Annotated in this window: 1 protein-coding gene; it reads left to right on the top strand. The window is 66.1% G+C overall.

The genetic code is table 11. From position 1 onward, the window contains the following. The first annotated feature begins 654 nt into the window (after positions 1-654). Positions 655-1,536, top strand: coding sequence for a manganese catalase family protein (locus tag ACUW6W_RS11685; protein WP_036339510.1), 882 nt, complete (start codon positions 655-657; stop codon positions 1,534-1,536). The last annotated feature ends 288 nt before the right edge of the window (positions 1,537-1,824 follow it).

Raw genomic sequence — 1,824 nt, 5'->3', positions numbered from 1 at the left:
AAGGTTCGCTCGAAGGCTCCCACGGTGACCGCGTCCGTGAAGGGGACGGTGTTGGCGACCGGGGAGGGTTACACCACTATCAGGGACTCAACTCGCGCGCCTCGTCTAGATCGGAGGCAGCGACGTCGGGTGGGTAGCTCATCAGATAGCACTGGGCCAGATCGTCGGCCATCCCAACGTCCAACCCTCGAAAGTCGAGTCCTCCAGGGAGCTGGTCAGCAGGGTAGAGCTGCGGCAAGTGAAGAGTCAGAAGGTCAGTGGGCACAGTTGTTCCTCTCGTGATGGTGGGGTGTTCAGCGCGATGCCGTCAGAGAGTGAACATGGCTAGGAAGATAGCAGTGCAGAGGCGCAGTGGAGATAGGGCGAGACGCTCGGAGTGTGAGGGGCTGGTCTCGTGCTCGTGGAAGCGCAGCCACAAACGACCGGTTGTGCCGCGTGCCTCTGAGAGTCACCCACCCGCCGCATCCGCAGGCGGAGGATGGCGAAAGCGCTCACCCCCCGAGTGGGGCTGGCGTCCATGGCGCGGCTGGTGACCGGCGCAGTTCTGGCGTGGGTCAGCTCTACGCGGGTCGGTCAGACCCGCGTAGCGTCGATGATGTCCGGCGTGGAGCCCCTCGGGCCTTCGCGCGTCTGACCCGATCGAGGGAGTCTCTCGTGTACATCCACAAGCAGAAGCTTCAGCACGTCTCCAGCCCCGAGAAGCCTGACGCGGTCTACGCCCGCAAGCTGCAGGAGGTGATCGGCGGGCAGTACGGCGAGATCACCGTGGCCATGCAGTACAGCTTCCAAGCATGGAACGCCCACATCCCGGGCAAATACCGGGACCTACTCTTCAGCACGGCGGCCGAGGAGTTCGGACACGTCGAGATGCTCGCCACCATGGTGGCCCAGCTGCTGGAGAAGGCCCCGGTGGGGATCACCACCGACGCCATCCAGGATGACCCGGCCGTGGCCGCCGTCATCGGGGGCACCGACCTGCAGCAGGCCATCGTGGCCGGTGCCGGTGCTCGCCCCGTGGACAGCATGGGGAATCCGTGGACCGGAGCGTATGTCACGGCCAGCGGCAACCTGCTGGCCGACATGACCGCCAACCTCAACGCCGAGATGCAGGGCCGCACCCAGGTGGCCCGGCTCTACCACATGACCGATGACCCGGGCATCCGGGAGCTGCTCTCCTTCCTTCTGGCCCGGGACACGATGCACCAGAACCAGTGGGCGGCGGCTGTGAAGGAGCTGCAGGAAGACGGCCTGGAGGAGATGCCGGTGCCGAGCAACTTCCCGCAGAAGAAGGAGGCCACGGAGCACTCGTACACGCACTATGAGTTCTCTGACGGTCAGGCCACTGCGGAGGGTTCGTGGGCTGCAGGCCCCACCCCGGACGGCAAGGGCGAGTTCTCCTACTCGTCCGAGCCGCCGGCGGGGGTCCCCATGCCCCCGCCCACCCACCCGGACTCCCGTTTCTACGGGACCACGGAGGTGCCCAACCGCGTCGAGAAGCTGGCGGGCACGGTGCAGGACAAGCTGCACCGCGAGTGACCCGACCTTCCCGATGAGGGAGTGCACGGGCCCGTCTGCTCCGGCAGGCGGGCCCGTGTCGTCTGTCCCTGTACGGGTCCGCATCTACCTGGCAAGCGCCGTGGCGAGAATGTGCCTCGCCATTCTTGAGGGGATGCGGGCGCTTCGGACAGGGCTGCGTGGTCGCACGGAGTGTTCTTGACCCACGTCCACGCGGGTATACCCCTTTACACGCCCTGCCCTGTGGCTTCGTTCGCTTGGTGGCGGGGTTTTTGCAGCGCTCCGTGGCGGTCTTGTTGCCGCGATCAC

It is taken from the genome of Micrococcus sp. 093350064-1 (assembly GCF_053627955.1).
The sequence above is the reverse complement of the archived record's forward strand: the minus strand, read 5'-3'. Positions and strand labels throughout refer to the sequence as shown.